This is a genomic window from Kushneria sp. AK178 (assembly GCF_053903105.1).
In genome coordinates, this window is record NZ_CP096381.1 from 2,531,578 (window position 1) to 2,554,930 (window position 23,353).

20 protein-coding genes are annotated in these 23,353 nt (G+C 62.1%); 11 read left to right on the top strand and 9 right to left on the bottom strand.

Annotated features, from left to right (window positions below; all coding sequences use genetic code 11):
- The first annotated feature begins 7 nt into the window (after positions 1 to 7).
- The 4 genes from M1D97_RS11645 to M1D97_RS11660 are packed head-to-tail and all read left to right on the top strand — an operon-like array spanning position 8 to position 3,019.
- On the top strand, positions 8 to 871 hold the full coding sequence (locus M1D97_RS11645; RefSeq protein ID WP_456267888.1) for an ABC transporter substrate-binding protein: 864 nt from the start codon (positions 8 to 10) through the stop codon (positions 869 to 871).
- 55 nt (positions 872 to 926) lie between these two features.
- Complete coding sequence (locus M1D97_RS11650; protein ID WP_456267889.1) at positions 927 to 1,667, top strand: amino acid ABC transporter ATP-binding protein; 741 nt, start codon at positions 927 to 929, stop codon at positions 1,665 to 1,667.
- Entirely contained in the window at positions 1,667 to 2,338 is a 672-nt protein-coding gene (locus M1D97_RS11655; protein WP_456267890.1) for an amino acid ABC transporter permease, read from the top strand. Before M1D97_RS11650 ends, M1D97_RS11655 begins: the two co-directional genes overlap by 1 nt.
- Before the next feature lie 12 nt (positions 2,339 to 2,350).
- Positions 2,351 to 3,019 (top strand): amino acid ABC transporter permease, encoded by a 669-nt coding sequence (locus tag M1D97_RS11660; protein WP_456267891.1) that lies wholly within the window; start codon positions 2,351 to 2,353, stop codon positions 3,017 to 3,019.
- 94 nt (positions 3,020 to 3,113) lie between these two features.
- Here M1D97_RS11660 and M1D97_RS11665 read toward each other — a convergent pair whose 3' ends face one another.
- A complete protein-coding gene (locus tag M1D97_RS11665; RefSeq protein ID WP_456267892.1) occupies positions 3,114 to 3,773 on the bottom strand; it encodes a glutathione S-transferase family protein in 660 nt (219 codons plus the stop codon).
- Between the two features lie 386 nt (positions 3,774 to 4,159).
- On the opposite strand from M1D97_RS11665, the gene M1D97_RS11670 reads away from it, so the two are divergent.
- From M1D97_RS11670 to M1D97_RS11680, 3 genes are read left to right on the top strand one after another with little or no spacing between them, the layout of a single operon-like run.
- Complete coding sequence (locus M1D97_RS11670) at positions 4,160 to 5,152, top strand: Bug family tripartite tricarboxylate transporter substrate binding protein (protein WP_456267893.1); 993 nt, start codon at positions 4,160 to 4,162, stop codon at positions 5,150 to 5,152.
- The gene (locus tag M1D97_RS11675; RefSeq protein ID WP_456267894.1) at positions 5,152 to 5,604 is read left to right on the top strand and encodes a tripartite tricarboxylate transporter TctB family protein; all 453 of its coding nucleotides are present in this window, start codon (positions 5,152 to 5,154) and stop codon (positions 5,602 to 5,604) included. Before M1D97_RS11670 ends, M1D97_RS11675 begins: the two co-directional genes overlap by 1 nt.
- On the top strand, positions 5,604 to 7,133 hold the full coding sequence (locus M1D97_RS11680) for a tripartite tricarboxylate transporter permease (protein ID WP_456267895.1): 1,530 nt from the start codon (positions 5,604 to 5,606) through the stop codon (positions 7,131 to 7,133). The genes M1D97_RS11675 and M1D97_RS11680 overlap by 1 nt, the downstream gene beginning before the upstream one ends.
- A 77-nt stretch (positions 7,134 to 7,210) precedes the next feature.
- Here the strand turns inward: M1D97_RS11680 and nspC are convergent, their stop codons facing one another.
- Positions 7,211 to 8,368, bottom strand: a complete 1,158-nt coding sequence (gene nspC, locus M1D97_RS11685; protein WP_456267896.1) for a carboxynorspermidine decarboxylase — start codon at positions 8,366 to 8,368, stop codon at positions 7,211 to 7,213.
- Positions 8,368 to 9,567, bottom strand: a complete 1,200-nt coding sequence (locus M1D97_RS11690; RefSeq protein ID WP_456267897.1) for a saccharopine dehydrogenase family protein — start codon at positions 9,565 to 9,567, stop codon at positions 8,368 to 8,370. The genes nspC and M1D97_RS11690 overlap by 1 nt, the downstream gene beginning before the upstream one ends.
- Before the next feature lie 344 nt (positions 9,568 to 9,911).
- On the opposite strand from M1D97_RS11690, the gene M1D97_RS11695 reads away from it, so the two are divergent.
- Both M1D97_RS11695 and M1D97_RS11700 read left to right on the top strand, forming a co-directional pair.
- Positions 9,912 to 10,187, top strand: a complete 276-nt coding sequence (locus tag M1D97_RS11695; RefSeq protein ID WP_456267898.1) for a metal/formaldehyde-sensitive transcriptional repressor — start codon at positions 9,912 to 9,914, stop codon at positions 10,185 to 10,187.
- A gap of 46 nt (positions 10,188 to 10,233) precedes the next feature.
- Entirely contained in the window at positions 10,234 to 11,343 is a 1,110-nt protein-coding gene (locus M1D97_RS11700) for an S-(hydroxymethyl)glutathione dehydrogenase/class III alcohol dehydrogenase (protein ID WP_456267899.1), read from the top strand.
- A gap of 122 nt (positions 11,344 to 11,465) precedes the next feature.
- Here the strand turns inward: M1D97_RS11700 and M1D97_RS11705 are convergent, their stop codons facing one another.
- Positions 11,466 to 13,802: a putative bifunctional diguanylate cyclase/phosphodiesterase gene (locus tag M1D97_RS11705; RefSeq protein WP_456267900.1), complete on the bottom strand. Its 2,337-nt coding sequence runs from the start codon at positions 13,800 to 13,802 to the stop codon at positions 11,466 to 11,468.
- Positions 13,803 to 13,985: 183 nt separating this feature from the next.
- On the opposite strand from M1D97_RS11705, the gene M1D97_RS11710 reads away from it, so the two are divergent.
- A complete protein-coding gene (locus tag M1D97_RS11710; RefSeq protein WP_456267901.1) occupies positions 13,986 to 15,500 on the top strand; it encodes a methyl-accepting chemotaxis protein in 1,515 nt (504 codons plus the stop codon).
- 92 nt (positions 15,501 to 15,592) lie between these two features.
- Here M1D97_RS11710 and M1D97_RS11715 read toward each other — a convergent pair whose 3' ends face one another.
- Complete coding sequence (locus tag M1D97_RS11715) at positions 15,593 to 16,165, bottom strand: gamma-glutamylcyclotransferase (RefSeq protein WP_456267902.1); 573 nt, start codon at positions 16,163 to 16,165, stop codon at positions 15,593 to 15,595.
- 50 nt (positions 16,166 to 16,215) lie between these two features.
- Positions 16,216 to 16,581 carry a hypothetical protein gene (locus M1D97_RS11720; protein WP_456267903.1) on the bottom strand — a complete coding sequence of 122 codons (366 nt, stop codon included), beginning with the start codon at positions 16,579 to 16,581 and terminating at the stop codon, positions 16,216 to 16,218.
- A 318-nt stretch (positions 16,582 to 16,899) separates the two neighbouring features.
- Between M1D97_RS11720 and M1D97_RS11725 the strand changes: the two genes are divergently transcribed.
- Positions 16,900 to 17,289, top strand: a complete 390-nt coding sequence (locus M1D97_RS11725) for a hypothetical protein (protein ID WP_456267904.1) — start codon at positions 16,900 to 16,902, stop codon at positions 17,287 to 17,289.
- Positions 17,290 to 17,363: 74 nt separating this feature from the next.
- Here the strand turns inward: M1D97_RS11725 and M1D97_RS11730 are convergent, their stop codons facing one another.
- The 3 genes from M1D97_RS11730 to M1D97_RS11740 all read right to left on the bottom strand — a co-directional run bounded on the left by M1D97_RS11730 (position 17,364) and on the right by M1D97_RS11740 (position 23,352).
- Entirely contained in the window at positions 17,364 to 19,790 is a 2,427-nt protein-coding gene (locus tag M1D97_RS11730) for a phosphoketolase family protein (protein ID WP_456267905.1), read from the bottom strand.
- A 44-nt stretch (positions 19,791 to 19,834) separates the two neighbouring features.
- Complete coding sequence (locus M1D97_RS11735; protein ID WP_456267906.1) at positions 19,835 to 21,106, bottom strand: acetate/propionate family kinase; 1,272 nt, start codon at positions 21,104 to 21,106, stop codon at positions 19,835 to 19,837.
- 149 nt (positions 21,107 to 21,255) lie between these two features.
- Positions 21,256 to 23,352 carry an FUSC family protein gene (locus M1D97_RS11740; RefSeq protein WP_456267907.1) on the bottom strand — a complete coding sequence of 699 codons (2,097 nt, stop codon included), beginning with the start codon at positions 23,350 to 23,352 and terminating at the stop codon, positions 21,256 to 21,258.
- Position 23,353: the final 1 nt, after the last annotated feature.

Genomic DNA, 23,353 nt, shown 5'->3' on the forward strand with positions numbered 1-23,353 from the left:
AACGCTCATGACTTTCAGCACAACGCTTCGCATGCTGGCGCTGGCCGGCGCCACTGCTCTCCCCCTCATCTCTCAGGGGGCGCTGGCCGAGTCGGCCTCCAAAACGCTGCGCGCCGCCTCCGATGTCGGCTATCCCCCGTTTGCGATGGTAGACCCGGGCGGCGGCTATCGCGGCTTTTCGATCGATCTGATCGACGAGCTGGCCGACCGTCTGGGCTATGACGACGTGAATGTCATGGACGTGCAGTTCAGCGGCATCTTTTCCGGGCTGTATGCCGACCGCTACGACATGATTCTGGCGCCCACCGACATCACCCGTGAGCGCGCCGAAAACATGCTCTTTACCGAAGGCTACATGGACAATCGGCTCGGATTCCTGACGGCCGCCGATGCCAGCATCGAGGGTCCTGAAGGGCTCGAGGGCATGACGCTGGCCGTTAACAGCGGCTCGGTGGCGGAAGGCTGGGCCAGCGAGCATCAACAGCAGTACGGCTTTGACGTGCAGCGTTACGACAAGAACACCGACGCCGTACAGGCGGTCATGAGCGGTCAGGCCGACATCAACCTGGCGGGCAATCCGACGGCCAGCCATATCGCCCGGGAGCAGCCGCGCCTGGCCGTGGCGTTCGAGGCCAGCACCGGCACCACGGTCGGTCTGGCCTTTTCCCAGGACAATCGCGAGCTGCGTGACCGCGCGGATCGTGCCATCGAGCAGATGAAGGCCGACGGCACCCTGGCAGAGCTCTACGAGACCTGGTTTGACAGCAAGCCGACGCCGGGCGATGCGATGACGATGATCTCCGTCGGCCGCGGCGAGCCCGGCATGCCCGGCTATGAGCTGACCTTTGATCAGGATAACCAGACACCCTGAGGCGTCGTGACGCTCTGATGATCAAACACATGGAAAACCGTATGGATACGACCCCATGAGTCCGATACTGAGTGCTCGGGGTATCAGTCGACACTTTGGCAGCATTACGGCGCTGACCCCTTCCGATCTCGATGTGGCACCGGGCGAGGTCGTGGTCCTGATCGGCCCCTCGGGGTCGGGCAAGTCCACGCTGTTGCGCTGTCTGAATCTGCTGGAGCCCCCCGACAGTGGCGAGATCCACTTCCGGGAGCAGTGCATTACCGAGCGGGGCGTCAACCTGGATCAGGTGCGTCGTTCGATCGGCATGGTCTTTCAGCAGTTCAACCTCTATCCGCACATGACAGCGCTGGGCAACGTCACGCTGGCGCTGCGCCGGGTTCATCGCCTGAACAGGGAAGATGCCCGGGCACGCGGCATGACCGCCCTCGAGGAGGTCGGGCTCGCCGATCATCATGATGCCTACCCGGGGAAGCTCTCCGGGGGTCAGCAGCAGCGCGTCGGTATCGCCCGTGCGCTGGCGCTGGCGCCTGACATCATGCTCTTTGACGAGCCGACCTCGGCGCTGGACCCGGAGCTGGTCGGGGAAGTGCTTGCGGTGATGCGGCGGCTGCGCGACAGGAAGATGACGATGGTGATCGTCACCCACGAGATGGGGTTTGCCCGTGACGTGGCCGATCGGGTGGTCTTCATGAACGAGGGCGCCATCATTGAGCAGGGGCCACCCGAGACGCTGTTCACGGCACCTTCCCAGCCGCGTACCCGGGAATTCCTGAGCCGTCTGATGGAGCATCGCTGATGGATCAGGTCCTCGGTCTTTATTTCGATCTTGACACCATGCAGCGCTTTTTCCCGATGCTGTGGGAAGGGTTTGTGCTGACGCTGCAGATGACGCTGCTGGTGGTCAGCATCGGCATCAGTACGGGACTGCTGCTGGCGCTGGTGCGCACCTTCGGGGTGCGCCTGATCAACTGGCCCATGCAGTTTCTGGTGGATTTTCTGCGCGCCGTACCGCCGCTGGTGGTCATCATGTGCACCTATTTTGCCCTGCCCTACGCCGGGTTGAGCCTCTCTCCCTTCGTGGCGACAGTGGCCAGCCTGGCGCTGATTCTGGCGGCATTTGCCGAAGAGATCTTCTGGTCCGGCATTACCTCGGTCAACCGCGGCCAGTGGGAAGCCGGGCGCGCCACCGGCCTGAACTTCTTTCAGACGCTGTCGCATATTGTGCTGCCCCAGGGGGTACGCCTCGCCGTGCCGCTGTTGACCAACCGCACCATCGAGATCAGCAAGTCGACCTCGCTGGGCAGTGCCATTTCGGTGTCCGAGATTCTCAATCAGGCGACCAGTGCGCAGTCCATTGTCGCCAACCCCTCGCCACTGACCCTGGCAGCGCTGATGTATGTGGTGCTTTTCGTGCCGCTGGTGGCCATGAGCCGCTGGGTCGAACGCCACTATCGCTGGCAGCATTAAAGGAATCGGCCGATGGGGTCTTTCACGGAACTGTTTTTCAATCTGCAGACACTGATCGAGTACTGGCCGATCATGCTGCGCGGGCTGGGCTGGACGCTGCTGCTGTCCCTGATCATCGTGCCCATGGGACTGGCCGCCGGCATGCTGATCGCCACGCTCAACTTTCTGCGTCGGCGCTGGCTGACGCCCTTTCTGATTGCCTATGTGGATTTTTTCCGCGCCTTTCCGCCGCTGGTGCTGCTGATCTTCATCTACAACGGCGCGCCCTTTCTGGGCGTGACGCTGTCGCCCTTCACGGCCGTGGTGGTCGCGCTGACGCTCAACAGCGCCGGCTACTATGGCGAGATACTGCGGGCGGGCCTGGCCTCCATCGGTCGCGGGCAGATGGAAGCCGCGCGTTCTACCGGGCTTTCCCGCCTGCAGGCGTTGCGTCATGTCGTCGCCCCGCAGGCCCTTCGCAATGTATTGCCGGAGCTGGTCAGCAACACGCTCGAACTGGTGAAGGCCACCTCGCTGGCCTCGGTGGTCACCCTGCCGGAACTGCTGCGCTCGGCGCGCATTGTCCAGGGCATGGCCTACAATCCGACGCCACTGATCGCGGCGGCGCTGATCTATTTCATCATGCTCTGGCCGCTGGTGCGGCTGCTGTCGCGTCTCGAGCGACGCGTGGCCGGCCACTGACGACAACAGGCAGCGCCCACTCAGGGCGCATAAAAAACGCCCCGCGGATGCGGGGCGTTTTCATGTGAACCACACCCATATGGCCGGCGGCGCTTCAGTCGCCGGCTACCCCGGCATCAATCAGCACCCTGCCTGCCGAGGGGCGCGCACGCAGCCGCTCGACATACACCTGCAATCGCGGCGTGTCAGCCATCAATGCGCCGGCGGCAGGCAGGCCGGCGATGTAATCGAGCATCGGCGCGGCAATGGCATCGGCGATGGTGAAATGGTCCGTGACCAGATAGTCCCTGTCCCCCAGCTGCGCCTCCAGTAGCGTCAGCGCCCGGATGGCTTCCGGCTCGGCGTCCCTGACCCTGTCCATTCGCACCGTGCCGTCCTCCCCCTTCGGGAAGGCGAACTCCAGCAGGTAATCACGCACCAGGCGCCGATCGATATAGAGCGACAGGGTGGCTGCCCACTGATCGACCTGTGCTCGCTGCCAGGGATCATCGGGCTGAAGTGCCGGGCCATCAAACACGGCATCGAGATAGCGGCAGATGCTGGCGGTCTCGTAGAGCCGATGATCACCGTGAAGCAGCACCGGCACCTTGCCGAAGGGGTGCCAGTCGAGATGCCGGGCGCCCTTGAACTCGACGTCTCCCCCGTTCACACGCGTCCCGACCGTGTAGGGAATTCCCTTCTCTTCGCAGCATAGCTGCACGCTGCGCACGAACGTGCTGAACTGTGGACCAAAAATATGGATCTGGTGGGTCATGCCTTTCACTCGCAGGGCTGATGGGAAGAGACAAGCCTATCAGCGATGCATCATGTGCTGTGAAGGGTACGAGCCGATCGCCCAATTCCTGCCGGGGCGCTTGCCACCTATCGCCCTCGAGCACCCGGGTCCCTTTCGAGAGGCATTTTTCATGCACTGACAGCCCTTGTCCCGTCGAGGGTCGTGTCAGTAACGACATGGCATATCGCGGTGCCTGAACGCGCCAACCTTTCGGAATTGAAAGATTCGCGCGTTTTTATAGTCAACTTTGGTAGTGGTTTTCATGTCGAGCGTTGACGGCCTGTCCCGCCCGTCTATAGCTTGCTTGCAAACCAAAACATCGTATTAAAACCCTGCAATGACGGGAATCACCAAAGGGACACACAATGAAAAAATCGCTTTCTGCGCTTTTGATGCTGGCGGGCACGTTAGCCCTGCCCATGGCCGCTCAGGCAGCCGACGACTACCAGCCCACCGGCAAGATCGAGTGCATCGCCCCCTCGGATCCGGGCGGCGGCTGGGACTTCACCTGCCGCAATGTCGGTAATGTACTTCAGGACCTTGATCTGGTACCCGGCAATGTCCAGACCATTAACATGGCGGGCGCCGGCGGCGGCGTTGCCTATGCCCATACGGTCAGCAAGCGTGCCGGTGACGAGGACCTGATTGTCGCCGCATCGACCGCCACGACCTCACGTCTGGCGCAGGGGCAGTTTCAGGGCATGGATGCCGATATGGTCAACTGGATCGGTGCGCTGGGCGCTGACTATGGAGTCATTGCCGTCTCGGCAGACTCCGAATATCAGAACCTGAACGAGCTGATGGATGCCCTGAAAGAGAACCCGCGCAGCGTCAAGTTTGCAGGCGGCAGTGCCAAGGGCGGCTGGGACCATCTCAAGGTATTGATGGCTGCCCGAGCGGCCGGCGTCGACAGCCTGCCGCGTATTCCCTACCTCTACTACAACAACGGCGGCGAAGCGCTGACCCAGGTCGTGGGTGGCCACGTGGATGCCTTTACCGGCGATATTACCGAGGCCCAGGGGTTCATGGAGTCCGGCGATCTGAAGGTTCTGGCGGTGCTGTCGGAAGAGCGTCTGCCGGGTGAGCTCAGCGATATCCCTACGGCCAGGGAGCAGGGTATCGATGCTGTCGGCCCCAACTGGCGCGGCTTCTACATGCCGGCGGATATTTCCGACGAGGCGAAGCAGTACTGGATCGATGCCATGGATACGGTCTATGCCAGCGACCAGTGGAAAGAGATCATGAAAAACAACGGTCTGATGCCCTTCCACGCCACCGGCGAGGAGTTCGAGACCTTTGTGCATGACCAGATTGAAGAGATCCGAGCGCTCTCGCAGGACATCGGGCTGATCAAATAATGGCCATCAATGATCGTATCTTCGGCGTTGTGCTTCTGATAGTAGCCGTTGCCTACGGTTGGACGTCCACGCAGTTCCCCGAGCCCTTCGGGGGCTCGGAAGCCGTGGGTCCGGATTCATTCCCGAAGGTCATTGCGGTGGTCATGGCGCTGTCGAGCCTGTATCTGATCGTGAAGCCGGATCCGGATAATCCCTGGCCCGCCACCAGCATTGCGCTGGAGCTTGCGCTCGCCGTGGGCGTTCTGATCGCTTACACCCTGCTGCTCGTGCCACTGGGGTTCATTCCCGCCACGCTGCTGGCCGTCGGCACCCTGTGCTGGCGCATGGGGGCGCCGCCACTGCGTGCCTATATTACCGGAGCGGTCGCCGGCATCGTGGTGTATCTGCTGTTTACCTACGCACTCGGACTGGCGCTGCCGGCAGGTGTGCTTGAAGCCCTGGAGATCGGCTGATGGAAACGCTTGGCTTCCTGATGGATGGCTTCAGCGTTGCGCTGCAGCCACAGAATCTGATGTTTGCCCTGATCGGGGCCTTTCTGGGCACCCTGATTGGCGCCCTGCCCGGGCTGGGCCCGGCCAACGGGGTCGCCATCCTGATACCGCTGGCCTTCACGCTGGGTCTGGCGCCCGAAACGGCGCTGATCATGCTGACCTCGGTCTATGCCGGTGCCATGTATGGCGGGCGTATCTCGTCAATCCTTCTCAACATCCCCGGCGATGAGCCGGCAATGATGACCTGTCTTGACGGCTACCCCATGGCACAGCAGGGCAAGGCTGCTGAAGCGCTGGCCATCTCGGCCCTCGCCTCCTTCGCAGGCAGCCTGATCGCCACCATCGGTCTGATCATTCTGGCGCCATTGCTGGCACGCTTTGCACTGACATTCGGCCCGGCGGAATATTTCGCGCTGTTCGTGCTGGCGTTTGCAACGCTGGGCGGCATTACCGGCAAGAACCCGGTCAAGACCATTGTCGCCGCCTCGATCGGCCTTGCGATCGCCACGATAGGGATCGACTCTACCGGGACACAGCGCTACACCTTTGGTGTTCTGGAACTGTATGAAGGGGTCGACTTCATCATTGCCATTGTAGGGCTTTTTGCCATCTCCGAGCTGCTCTTTTTCATTGAAAGACGCGCCGGCGGCGGCACCACCAAAATGGCGGTCAACAAGCTGAAGATGTCCTTCAAGGAGTTTCGCGGCATCCTGCCCTCCAGTATTCGTGGCGGTGTCATGGGCTTCATTTCGGGCGTTCTACCGGGAGCGGGTGCCTCCCTGGGCAGCTTTATCAGCTACACGATCGAAAAAAGAATCGTGGGAAAGAAGGGGTATTTCGGCAAGGGGGATCCTCGCGGTGTTGCGGCCCCCGAGGCCGGGAACAACGGCGCCTCTTCCGGCGCGCTGGTCCCCATGCTGACGCTGGGGGTCCCCGGCAGTGGTACGACGGCCGTGCTGCTGGCCCTGCTGATTTCCATGAACATCACACCGGGCCCCTTGATGTTCACGCAGAATGCCGACGTGGTCTGGGGCGTCATCGCCGCGCTTTTGATCGGCAACTTCCTGCTGCTGGTACTCAATATCCCGATGGTCGGCATTTTCGTCAGACTGCTGTCGGTACCGCCGATGTATCTGCTGCCCATCGTGACCATGGTGGCCTTTGTCGGCATCTACTCGATCAGCAATTCGGCATTCGATCTCTATTTCATGGTCGCGTTCGGCGTCTTTGGTTATTTCATGCGCAAGCTTGAAATTCCGCTGGTTCCCATCATTCTCGGCCTGCTGCTGGGCCCGGAAATGGAAAACAACCTGCGCCATACGCTGGATATCGCCGACGGCGACTGGACCGCGCTGTGGAACAGCGGTCTGGCCATCGGTCTCTGGATAGCCGCCATCGCCGGTCTGGTACTACCGGTCGTCGTGGGGCCGATCCTGCGCCGACGGATGCACAACGCCGCCGCAGGCAAGGATCAGGGGCCGGTGGACTGACCCGGACATGACCTGCCCGTCATAAAAAACGCCCCGCGGATGCGGGGCGTTCTTACGTGACCATAACAGATACCCGGTCAGCTCAGACGCTGCATGTAGTCGACATAGCCAAAGGTTCTGACCGTGCGCACTTCGCGGCTTGTTTCATCGACCCGGCAGATCGAGGGCAGGCGAATGCCGTTGAAGGTGGTGGTCTTGACCATGGTGTAGTGCGCCATGTCGGTAAAGACCAGCCGATCGCCGATTTCAAGCGGCACATCAAAGGCGTAGTCGCCGATCACATCGCCGGCCAGGCAGGTCATGCCGCCCAGGCGATAGGTGTGCGCCTTCTTCCCCGGATGGGCACCGCCGATGATGTCGGGGCGATACGGCATCTCCAGTACGTCCGGCATGTGCGCCGTGGCGGAGGTGTCGAGAATCGCGATCGGGCCATTGTTGTCGACGATATCCAGCACGGTGGCGACCAGATAGCCGGTATTGAGCGCGATCGCCTCGCCCGGCTCCAGATAGACCTCCAGATGCGGATGGCGCGCGCGGAAGTCGCGAATCACGCGCACCAGCCGCTCGACGTCGTAGTCATCACGCGTGATGTGGTGCCCGCCGCCGAAATTGACCCAGCGCATCCCGCTCAGATACTGACCGAATCTTGCCTCGAACGCCGCCAGCGTCTCTTCCAGGGCGTCGCTGTTCTGCTCGCACAGGGTGTGAAAGTGCAGCCCTTCCAGCCCGTCGAGATCGCCGGGAGCAAGATCGCCGGCGCGTGTGCCCAGCCGGGAACCCGCGGCACAGGGATCATAGAGGGGCACAGCGCCGGTGGAGTGCTCGGGATTGACCCGCAGTCCACAGGAGGGGCGCCGCGGGGCCGCCGCGATGGTGTCGCGATGGCGCCGCCATTGACCGGGCGAGTTGAAGCTCAGGTGATCGGCGTAGCGCAGCACTTCCGCCATTTCGGCCTCGTTGAAGGCCGGCGAGTAGACATGCACCTCGCCACCGAAGGTCTCGGCGCCCAGACGCGCCTCATCCTGACCGCTGGCCGTGGTGCCGACCAGGTACTGGCGCACCAGCGGGAAGCTGTCCCACAGGGCAAAGCCCTTGAGCGCCAGCAGGATTTTCGCGCCACTGTCGCGCTGCACCTGTCCGAGCCGCTCCAGATTGCGCCGGAGCAGCGCGTCATCGAGGACGTAGGCCGGCGATGGGCACGCGTGGATGTCGAAATCGAGGCCGTGATCGGTCATCAGCCCAGCGGGTCCTGATCGGGATCGAGCTCGACCATCTGCCAGGGCAGGCCCATGTCGCCGATGCGGTCCATGAAGGGGTCGGGATCGAGCTGTTCGACGTTGTAAACGCCGTCGCCCTTCCAGAGCCCTTCGAGCATCAGCATGGCACCGGTCACCGCCGGCACGCCGGTAGTAAACGAGATCGCCTGGGACTTCACTTCCTCATAGCTCTTCTCGTGATCGCAGATGTTGTAGATGTGCACCTTGCGACGCTTGCCATCCTTGATGCCGTCGAGAATGACGCCGATGTTGGTCTTGCCCGTCGTGCGCGGGCCGAGCGAGGCCGGGTCCGGCAGCACGGACTTGAGAAACTGCAGCGGCGAGACCTCACAGCCGTTGACGTTGATCGGCTCGATGCTGGTCATGCCGACGTTTTCCAGCACCTTAAGATGGGTCAGGTACTTCTCGGAGAAGGTCATCCAGAAGCGGATGCGCTCGACGCCCTTGATGTTCTGCGACAGCGATTCCAGCTCTTCGTGATAGAGCAGGTACAGATCCTTTTCGCCGATGCCGTCGAAGTTGAAGGTGCGCTTTTCCGCCAGCGGCGCGGTTTCGACCCACTCGCCCTTCTCCCAGTAGCGCCCGTTCGCGGTGATCTCGCGAATGTTGATCTCCGGGTTGAAGTTGGTGGCAAAGGGATAGCCGTGATCGCCGCCGTTGGCATCCAGAATGTCGATACGATGAATCTCGTCGAACAGGTTTTTCTGGCCCCAGGCGCAGTAGATGTTGGTCATGCCCGGGTCAAAACCGCAGCCGAGCGTGGCCATGTTGCCGGCATTCCTGTAACGCTCCTGGAAGGCCCACTGCTCCTTGTACTCGAACTTCGCCTCGTCGGGATGTTCGTAGTTGGCCGTATCCAGATAGGGCACGCCGGTGCGCAGGCAGGCGTCCATGATGGTCAGATCCTGATAGGGCAGCGCCACATGGATCAGGACATCCGGTTTGAAGGACTCGATCAGCGCGACCAGCGCGTCGACATCATCGGCGTCGACCTGCGCGGTTTCGATGGGACGCGAGAGCTGATCGGCGATCGCCCTGCACTTGTCCTCGTTGCGACTGGCCAGACAGATCTCGCCAAAGACTTCAGGATGCTGCGCACACTTGTGGGTAACAACGCCACCGACGCCGCCGGCGCCAATAATCAGAACCTTGTTCATGGAGTCGATTCCAGATCGGGAAAGTCAACAGTGGTAAGGGTCTTATCGGTAGTGGGCAACCGATCCTGCCTTGAAGGGGATCGAGCGCACCCCGACCCGATGCCACCCCGGTCGTGGTTTCGCCGCCCCGTGTGGGTGACGGCGAAGGCCGCCGATGATGGCCTTGCCGGGCGCCGGTCTCAAGTGTTTTTACATTAATATGTGGCTACCACGCGTCGTCGTTGACGCTCCCTGCAGGCATTTGTCCGATTCCGGTCGAGAGACGGCCATCTCCCACCTTCGAAGGATGCATTCGTGTCCTGATGCCTTTACCATACTGGGGTATAGTATATAGAGACGTTGTCATGCCGCATTCACCCGCTGCCAAAAAGCGTGTTCTTGCCCGGGTGCGTCGCATTCGGGGCCAGTGTGAGGCGCTGGAACGTCAGCTGGAAGCCGGCACCGAGTGTGCCCCGATCCTTCAACAGATCGCGGCCATGCGCGGTGCCGTCAACGGTCTGATGTCAGAGATGATGGAAACGCATATTCGTGAGAGCTTCGGGGATGCCGACGCCAGCGACGAAGAGCGTACGGCGCGCGCCGATGAGATGGCGTCACTGATCCGTTCCTATCTGAAATAGCCTGTGGTCCGATAGTCGGGCCCTTCGCAACCTCAAGGAGAGTCAATTGAAATCACGTGCTGCTGTCGCCTTCGGGCCGGGCAAACCGCTCGAAATCGTGGAAATCGATGTCGAACCGCCCCGCAAGGGGGAAGTGCTGGTGCGCATCACGCACACCGGTGTCTGCCACACGGATGCCTTTACGCTCTCCGGCGATGATCCGGAAGGCATCTTCCCGGCCGTGCTGGGCCACGAAGGTGGCGGGATCGTTGAAGCCGTTGGCGAGGGCGTGACCAGCGTCAAGCCGGGCGATCACGTCATACCGCTCTACACCGCCGAGTGCGGCGAGTGCAAGTTCTGCCGCTCCGGCAGGACCAATCTGTGCTCGGCCGTGCGCGCCACCCAGGGCAAGGGCCTGATGCCGGATGGCACCACCCGTTTCTCCTACAACGGCGAGCCCATCTATCACTACATGGGCACCAGTACCTTCAGCGAGTACACCGTGGTGGCCGAGGTGTCGCTGGCGGTGATCAACGAAGAGGCGCCGCTGGAAAAGGCCTGCCTGCTGGGCTGTGGTGTCACCACCGGTATCGGTGCCGTGCACAACACCGCCGGTGTCAAGGAAGGCGATACGGTCGCCATCTTCGGTCTCGGCGGCATCGGGCTTGCCGCCATCCAGGGGGCAGTGCAGGCGAAGGCCTCGCGCATCATTGCCATCGACACCAACCCGGACAAGTTCGCACTGGCCGAGTCCATGGGCGCGACCGACTTCGTCAATCCGAAGGATCATGACCGCCCGATTCAGGAAGTGATCGTCGAGATGACCGACGGCGGCGTGGAGTTCAGCTTTGAGTGCATCGGCAATGTCGATGTCATGCGCTCGGCGCTGGAGTGCTGCCACAAGGGCTGGGGCGAGAGCATCATCATCGGGGTGGCCGGCGCCGGTCAGGAGATCCGTACCCGTCCCTTCCAGCTGGTGACCGGTCGCGTCTGGAAAGGCTCCGCTTTCGGTGGCGTCAAGGGCCGCTCGCAGCTGCCGGGCATGGTCAACGACTATCTGGGCGGCAAAATCGACCTGGATCCGTTCGTGACGCACACCATGCCGCTGGAGCAGATCAACGAGGCCTTTGAGCTGATGCACGAGGGCAAATCGATCCGCAGTGTCATCCACTACTGATCGCCTTGATCGATCAGTAATACAAGGGGCAGAACGGGACATCATCCGTTCTGCCCTGTCGTCGTTATCCATGGCCCGTTCACCGCTGACGATCGTCCTCGGCGATGAACGGGCCGTCGCCGTCATGACTGGCAGGCACAGTCGCCCGGGTCGCCACTCGACACCGACCACGACGTGACCTGCGGCAGCGCCGAGCGCGCGCCGGACGGCACCTTCTGCCGCCTTGCCAGCAGCGTAGCGATCTGCTCGGGGGTCATGGGGCGGGAGAGAAAATAGCCCTGCGCCAGCGGGCACCCGAGGCGTTGCAGCATCTCCAGCTGCTCCAGGGTTTCCACGCCCTCGGCCACGATATCCAGCTCAAGTGTTTTTCCCAGCCACAGCAGACTCTGCATGATCGCCATGGAGCGCTGATGCAGTACCATGCGCAGCACAAAGGCACGGTCCACCTTGATGGCATCGATCTCATACTGATCGATATAGCTCAGCGCCGAATAGCCGGTGCCGAAATCATCCAGCACGATGCTTACGCCCAGCGCGCGGATGTCGTGGAGCACCTGACCAATGATGTCGGGATGATAGCGAAACACCCCTTCGTTGATCTCGAGCTGCAGTCGATGAGCGGGAATGCCACTGTGCTCGAGCGCCGAGACGAGATCGCGCTTGAAGCTGTGATGCTTGAGCTCCTGCGCTGATACGTTGATGTTCAGCGTCAGTAACTCACAGCGTTCCGGGTCGCTGCGGCGCCACTGTGCCAGCTGCTGACAGGCCTCCTGCATGACCCAGCACCCGATGTCGCGCAGAATCCCCAGCTCCTCGGCCATGCCAATAAAGACTTCCGGCGCCACCCTGCCGCGCTCGGGGTGTTGCCAGGTCAACAGTGCCTCGATGCCCCGGATGACACAGGTGTGCGGCTCATGAATGGGCTGATAGCACAGCGTGAACTCGTTGCGGCTCATGGCATGGCGCAGATCATTCTGCAGTGCCAGCGTCTCCACCACGCTATCGCGCATTGAAGGTGTAAAGAAGACGTAGCGCCCGATGCCCTCCTCCTTGGCCACATACATGGCGGTGTCAGCATCGCGCAGCAGCTCTTCGGGCGTGTGGTAGTGCGCCTCCAGCAGCACGATGCCGATACTGCTGGAGGAGAAAAGATTCTGCCCCTGAATCCTGAAGGGTTTTTGCAGGCACTCGGCAATACGGTGAGCCACTTCTCCGGCGGCCTGCTCCGGCGCGGCATCCTCGATCAGCACCACGAACTCGTCGCCGCCCACGCGGGCCAGGGTATCGGTACTGCGCAGACAGGATTCGAGCCGCCGGGCCATGTCCGTCAGCAGCTGATCCCCGGCGCGATGGCCGAGGCTGTCGTTGACGAGCTTGAACCGGTCCAGATCCATGAACAGCACGGCCGCTTCAGGGTGCGATGACGGCGTTTTCGACAGCAGATCGCGCAGTCGACCCATGATCCAGGCGCGGTTGTAGAGCTCGGTCAGATTATCATGGGTGGCCGCCCAGGAGAGCTCCTGCTCGATCCGCTGGCGCTCCAGCAGCCGCGCTTCCAGCGCCATGTTTTCCGCCTGCGCCCGGCGTGCCTGCTGCTCGATCTCCTCGGCGCGCTTGCGCTCACTGATATCGCGCTGCACCGAAACCCAGTGCGTAAACCAGCCCCGCTCATTGGCCACCGGCACGATACTGAGCTCAACCCAGAATTCGGTACCGTCGCGACGGGAATTCAAAAGCTCGACTTCAACGGGCTGCCACTTCTCCAGTGACGCCCTCAGGCGATCCAGCGCCTTGCGATCGGTGCGCTCGTTTTGCAGGATGCGGGGCGTTTTGCCCAGCACGTCGGCTTCGCTGTAACCGGTGGTACGGGTAAAGGCGGCGTTGCAGTAGACGATACGCGGTCCGGGCAGGCCGACCGGTTCGGCCTCGGTAATCAGGATGGCATCATTGGCGTGCACCACGACCGACTCCAGCAGCCGCAGGCGCTCGCCACTATCGGTATTGGCGATCTCGACCGATTCGCGGACCTGCCGACAGTCGTGATGATAGCCAATCTGGGCGGCATGCGTATGCAGTACGTAGCGCTGGGCCGTACTCAACCCCCGGCGCGGTCGACCATCACAGACCAGAAGAACGCCCAGCAGCTCATTACCGCTCGATCGCACAAGCGTCAGCGCTGCAAAGCCGGTGTCGTCCGGCCAGGGCAGATCGGACAGGGGCGCCTCGGTCCGGCGCACATCGTCGATACACAGGTAGCCTTCACCGCCACTGTCGATCAGGTCACGGAGCATGATAATCCTGTCACGCGACATGGCCGGCAACAGGGTGCTCTCGTATCCCGCCATGACCTCACCGTAGGCGCCGTAAAGAACGCTGCATGCGCAGTCGGCCGCATGCGCGGCACTGCGCAGCAACTGCTGTAATACGGGAGCGCCCTTTTGGTCGTAGGATACGGTCATGGTAGGTCAATCATCTCTTTTGAGCCTGCTGCGTGGATAACGGCACGTGTTCACTTTTCTGAAGTGTATTTCACGCGTTTTGACATCACACGCCCCCTGACTGCTTCAGTTCTGCCGGTCATGGCCGATAACCCTGCATCATCAGACAACTCCCGCGACGTCAAAAAAGGGTGCAGAGAGACCATGAAACTGATCGATGACATGACCGTCAGAACAAGCTGGACACTGGTGGTTGCCGTATTTCTGGCGCTGATCATGGGCGTCAGTGCTCTGGGGCTCTACGGACTTCATTACAGTGAAGGCATTCTTGTGCAGTCCGCTGCCGATAGCGCCGGTCAGCTGCCAGGCGGTTTTGACACGACCGCTACCGTGTTGCGCTCGGCCATGGTGCTGGCCGTGGTGGTCGCTTTCATCATCAGCGCCGTGGTGATGTGGGGGGTGACGGTCAATGTCATCAACCCGCTCAAGCGGCTGGTTACTCATTTCGAGCGCATGGCCGAGGGGGATCTGTCCCGGGTCGACGAGCAGCGCGGCGACAACGAGATCGGCCGGCTCTTCAAGGCCCTGGCGACCACTCAGCAGAGCCTGTCTCATACGGTCAGTTCCGTGCGCGAGGGCAGTCACCGCATCAATGACGATGCGCGTCTGATTGCCCGTGACAACATGGACCTGTCCGCCCGCACCGAGCAGCAGGCCGCCTCGCTCGAGCAGACCGCTGCCAGCATGGAAGAGCTGACGGCCACGGTATCGCAAAATGCCGAGAACTCGCGCCAGGCCAGCCAGCTGGCCCAGGAAGCATCACGCCAGGCGCAGCGCGGTGGCGAGGTCATCGTTGAAGTGCAGCAGACCATGCAGGGGATCAACCAGAGTTCACAGCAGATGGGCGATATCATCGCGCTGATCGACTCCATCGCCTTTCAGACCAATATCCTCGCGCTCAACGCCTCGGTCGAGGCCGCCCGCGCCGGCGAACAGGGCAAGGGCTTTGCCGTGGTGGCCGGTGAAGTGCGCGCCCTGGCCGGACGCTCGGCCAGCGCCGCCGGCGATATCCGCGAGCTGATCGACAATTCGCTGAAGCGGGTAGGCGATGGCTCGGATCTGGTCGAGCAGGCCAGCAGCACCATGCAGGTCATTGTCGAATCGGTCCAGCGGGCCACTGAAATCATCGCCGAGATCGCCTCGGCCTCACAGGAGCAGAGCAGCGGGATCGGTCAGGTCAATCAGGCGATCTCCCAGATCGACCAGGTCACCCAGCAAAACGCCGAGCTGGTCCAGAATGCCGCCCGGGCCGCCAGCGAGCTCGAGCGCCAGGCCCATGTCCTGCGCGATTCGGTCAACCTGTTCACCCTGACTGACGAGGGTGCCGCCAACTCGACGGACCATGACGCTGCAGCAGAACACGTGCATGGCGCAGTCCAATCGGTCGAGAGCGCCGAGCAGCCTGCCGCGGGCCACAGAGAGCGCCACGAAGGCCCTTCAAACAAGGCAGCGGCTTCTGCGTCCACCTCTTCTGCCAGTGCCGCCGCATCTCAAAAGAGCAGTCAGCGCAGTGAGGGCCGCGAGAGCAACGACACCTCAACGACATCGACCACCTCGTTTGATACATCGACCACCAACAGCTCAAAGGCCGGGGAGCCGTCTGCCGCCACGCAGAGCCATCGCGTCACCCATGATGAGGATGAGTGGGAGACCTTCTGACATCCCGTAGACACCCCAGTCGTCCGTCACGAAAAAGGGGCCGCGTATGCGGCCCCTTTTTCATGAATGCTTACCGACAACAGCCCGGGGCTTCATGTCCCCGCCTCCAGGGCCAGCAGCGCCTCTTCGATGGCCGCCACATGGGGGTCATCATGGCCCATGTCACGCAGCGAATCGGCCAGCAGCAGCAGATAATCGCGATTGGGGCCGCTGGGGCCTTCGGCGGTCGATATCTGACGGGCGATCTCGAACGCCGATGCTTCTCCCAGCCAGGCTTCGTTGCCTTCGGTGGCCATGTAGACCAGCGCTTCACTGCGCTCACCGTCATCAAGATAAAGGTCGGTCACGACGCGCCGATAGCCGTTTTTCTCGCGCACATCGAGGGCCTCGAGCACGTCGGGAGTGATGCGATACGCCATGCCGTGGCAGATGGCGCCTTCGCCGGGCACCAGCGTGGCCACCCGCCCCGGTGACTCGAGCGTGCCGCGGTGGTCATGGGAGCCCTGCCAGAAACGGCGCGTCCAGCCGTGAATGCTGGCCGGTCGGCGCTCCTGCCAGGCAAAGCCGGCCTTGTAGATCAGCGAGCCATAGCCGAACAGCCAGATCGGCTGTCCGCTGGCGACAAGCGCCTCATGGCGGCGGGAGGACACTTCATCATGGGTCATGCGACACACTATCCTGCTTTATCAACGTGTGATGCCGAGCCCCGGCCGTATCAGCCGGTGTGCTCGGCATCCGCTTCATCATTATCGGCGACCAATGCATCACTACGCTGCAGGAGCCGCTCGACTTCCGGGCTGCCGGGCACCTCGACCGTCTCGTCGGACTCAAGCAACGCATCGGCATCATCGATCGTACAGACAACACCTTCCACCACGACAAAGGGCACGCTGCCGTATTTCCGGACCTGATGTACCAGCGTCATGGAGGCGGGAACGCATTTCAGCGCCGGACTGGCCTGCCAGGCGGAGGGCACATTGGTCATGGCCTCCTGCTCATCCCGGCCACCGGCCAGGACATGGTCACCTTCAAGCACAACCACGCCCGCAACAACCGCGTCTGTCGTAAAAAGGTCGTTCATCGGTTCATTTCCTCGTGTGCTCGGCAAGAGCGATTATTCTAAACGGCCGGGGCAAAATCATCATCTTTCGATGATTCTCGAGGGGATTCATTGTCATGACGGTCACGTCGCCGGCACCGTCGAGGGTCTTCCGACCGATCGCGGCCCTTTCGCGCAGCCGGGCCTTGACCCCGGTGTGGTGTTTTTACACCGCCCTGATCACAGACGGTGTTGAAGAATCTACAAAAGGTCACCACATCCTCGAGGGTAACGGCCCGTAATGTTCTAGACTCGGGATAACGGATGTCGATCATCCCCTGACAACGATGGAGCGTACTCATGGACGAGGAAAAGAAGGGACCCAGCGATAACCGCCCGGCACGCGATGGCCGTGACGTGACCGCCGCCACGCCGGAAACCGACGCCTGGACCGATGATCTGGAAGATCTCAACGACGGCACGGGTTCCACCGAGGACGCTTCCGTGCTGCCCGATGAAAACGATGAATACGCCGATCTGATGGAAACCGGCGCGCTGGATGACGATGAGCAGCTTCTGGAGGAAAAGGACGCCGAGCTCGAAAACGAGCTGGAGGTGACCGAGGCCGACGAGGAAGGCGTCGAGGCCAGCATCAAGTCGCTTGATTTCGAAGAGCCCGACGGCGGCGACCACGTCGATCCACAGCGCACCCGCCCGGATGCGGAAAGCCGTGACCCGGACGATCTTTAACGGCTGACACTGTCAGACCGATGACGCCAGCAGGGGCCGATGACCATCGGCCCCTTGTCATGTGCGAACAGGGACTACTGCGCCGGCGCGGTCTCCAGCGGATTCTGTCCCCCGCTCCAGCGCCACGCGGTAATGTCCGGCATGTCATCGAAGTGTTCGCGAATGTAGTCGTGGTGACGCACCAGCAGCCCTTCGAGTTCCTCGATGATGCCCACGGCGTCCTTGAGATGGCCCGGCGCGTAACGCAGCGCATCGAGCGCCAGATGGATACGGCTCATGCGATTGAGCACCACCATATCAAACGGCGTGGTGGTGGTCCCCTCTTCCCGATAGCCCCGTACGTGAAAGCGCTCGCTGCTGGAACGGCCGTGCAGCAGCTGATGCACCACGCCCGGGTAGCCATGAAAGGCAAAGAGCACGGGCTTGCCGACCGTAAAGAGTTCCACGAACCGCTGCTGACTCATGCCATGGGAGTGCGCTTCCTGCGGGGGCAGGCTCATCAGATCCACCACATTGACCACACGCAGGCTGAGCCCGGGCATGTAATAGCGCAGCAGATCGGCCGCGGCCAGCGTCTCCTGGGTGGCAATATCACCGGCGCATGCCAGCACAATGTCCGGGTCTTCCTGATCCTCGCGCTCGTTGCTGGCCCAGTGCCAGGTACTGGCGCCCCGGGCGCAGTGCTCGCGCGCCTCATCAACGCTCAGGTACTGCAGCTGCGGATGCTTGTCGATCACGATGGCATTGAGGTAGTCGGTGCTGCGAAAGCAGTGATCGGCCACGGACAGCAGACAGTTGGCATCCGGCGGCATATAGATGCGCACCACTTCCGGCTGCTTGTTCAAAAGGTTATCGATAAACCCCGGTCCCTGGTGACTGAAGCCGTTGTGGTCGTTGCGCCAGCAGGTCGAGGTCAGCAGATAGTTCATGGCAGGAATCGGCTCGCGCCAGGCAACATCGCGGGCGTGCTCGAGCCACTTGGCGTGCTGCATGGCCATCGAATCGACGATGGTGGCAAACGCCTCGTAGCTGGCAAAAAGCCCGTGGCGACCGGTCAGGATGTACCCTTCCAGCCAGCCGTGGCAGTTGTGCTCGCTGAGCACCTCCATGACCCGACCATCGGGCGAGGTGCCCTCATCCTCCTCGTCGACCGGACTCATCAGACACCGATCCGATGCCTCGAATACCGCGCCGAGCTTGTTGGAGTTGGTCTCATCCGGGCAGAACAGGCGAAAACCGTGCGGATTGTCGCGATAGATATCGCGCATGAACTGCCCCAGGCGCTCGGTGGAGCTGGTCATCTCGCGACCGCGATTGTCGTCATCCACCGAGACACCATAGTCCCCCCAGTCGCGCAGCGTCAGGGGCTTGCGCAGCCGCCCGCCATTGGCATGCGGGTTGGACCCCATGCGGCGCTCGCCCTGCGGCGCCTGATCGGTCAGTGCCGCCTGCGGGCGTCCCTGGTCATCGAAAAGCTCCTCGGGGCGATAGCTTTTGAACCATTCTTCCAGCAGCTTGAGATGTTCGGGGTTGTCCCCCAGTCCGCCCAGCGGCACCTGGTGAGAATGGTAGCTGCCGGCGATCGGTACCCCATCCACCCGATCCGGACCGGTCCAGCCCTTGGGCGTGCGCATGACGATCATGGGCCACTCGGGCGTCTCCCGGCAGCCGTGCTCACGCGCCTGTCGCTGAATCTCGTGAATATCGTCCAGCGCCTGTGAGAGGGCCTCATGCATGTCGCGATGCACCTGCATCGGATCATCGCCTTCGACAAAGCGCGGCGAGTAGCCGTGCCCCTTGAAGTAGTGTGTCAGGGTCTCGTCACTCTGGCGTGCCATGACCGAGGCGCTGGCGATCTTGTAGCCGTTGAGATGAAAGATCGGCAGTACGGCGCCGTCCCGCGTCGGGTTGAGAAAGCGAATGCCCTTCCATGACCCTTCCAGCGGACCGGTTTCGGCTTCCCCGTCGCCGACCACGGCAGCGGCAATCAGTCCCGGATTATCAAATACCGCGCCGAAGGCGTGCGTCAGCACATAGCCCAGTTCGCCCCCTTCGTGAATGGACCCCGGGGTGGGGACGCTGACGTGGCTGGGAATGCCGCCGGGCGTCGAAAAGCGGCGAAAGAGTGCGCGCATGCCGGCTTCATCGCGGCTCACCTGCGGGTAGTGTTCGCTGTAGCTGCCCTCCAGCCAGACGTTGGCCAGCACGGCCGGGCCACCATGCCCGGGGCCGGCCAGATAAATCATGTCGAGATCACGCGTCTTGATCTGATGATTGAGGTGGGTATAGATCAGATTGAGCCCCGGCGAGGTGCCCCAGTGACCCAGCAGACGCGGCTTGATGTGCTCGATCTTGAGCGGCTCGCGCATCAGGGGATTGTCCCTGAGATAGATCTGGCCGACGGCGAGATAGTTGGCGGCGCGCCACCAGGCATCCAGATGTTCCAGCGTCTGTGTGTCCACGGTGCTTTCCCCTGTCTTCGCCTGGGTGGTGGCTGACATGAACTTCCTCCCTGAAATCGCGGGTATTTAAACGACTGACCGAGTCATGGGTGATGGTCGGTATGCTGGCGCAGAAGACTGACGGTATGGCGCGCCAGCATGCCCTCCTCATCGGTGGGGATGACCCTGACGGTAATGGCGCTATCGCGACTCGAAATGGTATCGGGGGCCTCGCTTTCATTCGCCTGTTGATCCAGCGCGATCGGAAAGAGCGCTTCGAGTTTTTCCACGATGGCCCGGCGAATGGGGGCGGCGTGCTCGCCGATACCGCCGGTAAACACGAGACCGTCAAAGCCGCCCAGCGCCACGGCCATGCGACCGATCTCCTGCGCGGTGCGGTAGACAAAAAAGTCGATGGCACGACGAGCGTCTTCGCCCTCCTCTTCCAGCAGGGTCTGCATGTTGCTGCTGATGCCCGAGAGGCCCTTGAGCCCCGATTCCCTGTAGAGCATGTCCTGCAGGCCGTCGTGATCGAGCCCGTGCTGCTGCTGGAGATAGAGCACGGTGCCGGGGTCCAGCGCGCCGCAGCGGGTTCCCATGGGCAGGCCGTCCAGCGCCGTGAAGCTCATGGTGGTCTCCATGCTCCGGCAGTCGCTCATGGCGCACAGGCTCGCGCCGTTGCCCAGATGGGCGACGATGACATGCCCTTTCGCCAGCGCCGGATCAAGTTCGGGCAGACGGCTGGCGATATATTCATAGGAGAGACCGTGAAAACCGTAGCGCTGCACGCCCTTTTCAAACCATGACCACGGCAGCCCGGTCATCATGGAGACTTCGGGACGCTGATGATGAAAGGCCGTGTCGAAGCAGGCCACCTGCAGTACGTCAGGGGCATAGCGCGACACGGCATCGATCCCGGTCAGGTTGTGGGGCTGATGCAAAGGCGCCAGCGGGCTCAGTTCCTCCAGCCGCCGGCGAACCTGCTCGTCAATGACCACCGGGGCGCTATAATCGCGCCCGCCGTGCAGCACGCGATGGCCGACGGCCACCGGGCGCACGTTATCCAGCGCCTGCGTGACCCGCTCGCGCAGCACCTGATAGGCGGTGCGATGATCGCTCACCTGCTGCTTCGACAGGGTCTCATCGGCAATGCCGCTGCCATCGGCCATGTGGGCCTGCAGATGCACGTCATCGGCCCCGATCTCCTCAATGGCGCCGTGCGCTGCCGGACGCAGCGCATCATCATCTTCCAGATAATAGATCGAAAGCTTGAGACTCGATGAACCCGCATTGACCACGATAATGACCGGCGCTGCCTCTTGTGCCATGGCGTTGTTGTCCTGCGTGGGGTGGCTGATCTTCGTCCGAATCGGCAAGCGGCCCTCAAGGACCTTCCAAAGGATTAGTGCACACGGCCAATCGGGTCAAAGCGTCGGCCGCGGGAACTGCCCCGGGGTTATCCCACATTAAAAAAGGCGATGTACATGCGTACACCGCCTGTGGTCACTCCCGACCGATGCGGGCGTCATGACGTTTTTTCCAGCGCGCTGTCGATATCGCTTTGATCCCGGCTGCTGCTCAGCGTGGCAAAGCGATGCAGCGTGATATTCAGCCGCTTGATCATGCCATCGACCAGCTCGATCTGCTCCTGCTCCATCTCGCCGGCCTCGCGCAGACGCCTCAACAGTGCCTGACTGGCGTCGGTAAAACGCTCGTCAAAGTCGCCCCAGGCGCAGGCCTGATAGGCATGGGCCAGCGCCGTCTGCCACTGTCTCAGCGCTTCCCGGGTCGCAGGGGTGTCATCGAGACTGGTCACACGGCGATAGTTGGCCAGAATCAGATGCCCCAGGTTCAGGCCGGTCATGCCCAGATCCAGCAGGTAGCGCTCCGCTTCCGGCAGCTGACTGTCGAAATTGGCCAGACGCTGGACACGCTCCACCATACGGCCGTTGAACCAGTCGGCGGCCCTTTCCCGCGAGTTCCGGCAGGAGCGGTCCCACAGCTGATCCAGATCATCGGTAATGGCCCGGATGACACGGCGACGCAGCACCAGCGCATTGGGTGAGGGAACGATCCGAAAGACGGTATAGAGAATGGTCAGACCCAGCGCGATCGCCAGCGTGCGATCCATGAAGCTGCTGATGTCGAAGGCCATGCTGTTACTGGGCATGGTCAGGATGGTGTAGATGATGCAAAAGCCCAGTCCGTTGGCCAGTATCGGCCGGTTATTGAGCGCCATCAGCCCCAGAAAGAGCGGTGCCCCGAAGACCACAACCAGCATGATGTATTCGTGAGGCGCCTGCGCCAGCAGGATGTTGCCAAACACGAAGGCCGCCAGGGCACCGACAACGCCCCCTTTCATGACGTTTTTCAGCATGGCGGTGGGCGAGGGAAAGGAGGCGAACATGGTGCCGAAAATGACGGGCATCACCATCATCAGTACGCCCGAGCCCCACTGGGTCGAGACATAGATGACCGCGCCGATGGCAAACAGCAGGCTGGAGCGAATACCGATGGTCAGCGCCGGCATGTAGTCGCGATGGCGTGACAGTCGCGGGGCCTTGAGCCGGGTGTTTTCGGCATCGTCGATGGCATGATGGGCCTCGACCATGACGCTGGCATAGCCCAGCAGCATCATCAGCCCCTGCGCCATGCGCCGCGCCAGCGGTGTACCGTGACGCTGCAGTTCGGCCTTCTGGATGCGCTGTCGCAGGCTGTTGATCTCGCGCTTGCGCTCGCTGTAGGTCTGGCGCGAGCGGACCCGCTCCATGGTATCGCGAATATCCTTGAGCGCCTCATCAAAGGCTTCGCTGGCCAGCGTCGGACGCTCGCGCACCAGGCGTCCGTAGGTCTGCATTTCGGCCATCATCGACAGTGCCCGCTGGGACAACAGGTAGGCGGCGCGGGCCCGCCCCGGCCCGTGCGGACCCTCATAAACCACGGCGCTGCTGTCATTGTTGAGCGTCAGCGCCTGCCCCAGGGCGGACATGATCTGTTGGCGGGCGTCATGCATCGACACGCCGGCATCCAGGTGCATGGCAAGCGCCTGAAAGGTCTGGTCGATCACCGTATTGGCGTGACCGTGAATGATGTTCCGGACCCGCTCGGGCCAGAGCAGCATGCTGACCAGGGTGGCACAGGTGGCCCCCAGCACGATCTCGCTGACGCGCGCCACGGCAATGTCGAATACGCCCTGGCTCGAGTTATCATTGACGATGGTCAGCACCACGACAAGGATGGCCGTGGCAGCCCCCATCGCAAAGCCGTAGGTCAGATTGAAGTTGCGGGTCAGCGCCGAGGACGTGGCACAGACAAAGACCCAGACCATCAGCAGCATCAGCGCCATGGCCGGCATCTGCATGCTCAACGCCATGATCACAATGCCGATGCCCCCACCGATGAGGGTACCGCCGATCTGACAGACGCCCTTTTCGATGACCAGCCCGCTTTGCGGACGAATCTGCAGAAACACGGCCGAGATCAGCGCCCAGTAGGGCCGATCCAGCTGCATCTCCATGGCCAGATAGAGCGACAGGGTCATCGCCACCAGACCCTTGGTCGCAAACTTGAGGGTGCTGGTATCAGGCGTCAGATAGACCCGCCCCCAGGTGCCCAGCGCCATG